Below are 634 nucleotides of genomic sequence, written 5' to 3'. Positions count from 1 at the left end.
CGTCGGTCCCGAGCTCGATGACGTACCCGGCGATCTCCTCGGAGATGCGCGCGACCATCTCGAGGCGCTGGACGACGGCGCAGACGTCGCGGACGGTGACCAGGTCCTCGATCTCGAGCGCCGACAGCGTGCCGGACACCTCGTCCAGGCGGGCGCGGTAGCGCTCGAGCGTCGCGAGCGCCTGGTTGGCGCGCGACAGGATGGTGTCGGAGTCCTCGAGCACGTGCCGCTGGCCGCCGACGTAGAGCGCGACGATCCGCATCGACTGGCTCACGGAGATGACGGGGAACCCGCACTGCTTGGCGACGCGCTCCGCGGTGCGGTGGCGCGTGCCCGACTCGGTGGTCTCGATCGTCGGGTCCGGCAGGAGCTGGACGGCGGCGCGCAGGATGCGGTTCGCCTCCCGGTCGAGCACGACGGCGCCGTCCATCTTCGACAGCTCGCGCAGCCGGGTCGCGGAGAACCCGACGTCGAGCACGAACCCGCCCGAGCACATCTCCTCGACGACCCTGTCCAGCCCGAGCACGATGAGCGCGCCGGTCCGGCCGCGCAGGATCCGTTCCAGGCCGTCGCGCAGCGCGGTGCCGGGCGCCACGGCGGCAAGGGTTTCCCGGAGCAACTCGTCAGGGTGCGC

Annotated in this window: 1 protein-coding gene; it reads right to left on the bottom strand. The window is 72.2% G+C overall.

Annotated elements, in window-relative coordinates; all coding sequences use genetic code 11:
• A partial coding sequence (disA, locus tag AC4H2H_RS19745) for a DNA integrity scanning diadenylate cyclase DisA (protein WP_494372535.1) occupies positions 1-634 on the bottom strand: 634 nt, incomplete at both ends.

This window comes from Cellulosimicrobium sp. BMG9.22 (assembly GCF_059159975.1).
The sequence above is the reverse complement of the archived record's forward strand: the minus strand, read 5'-3'. Positions and strand labels throughout refer to the sequence as shown.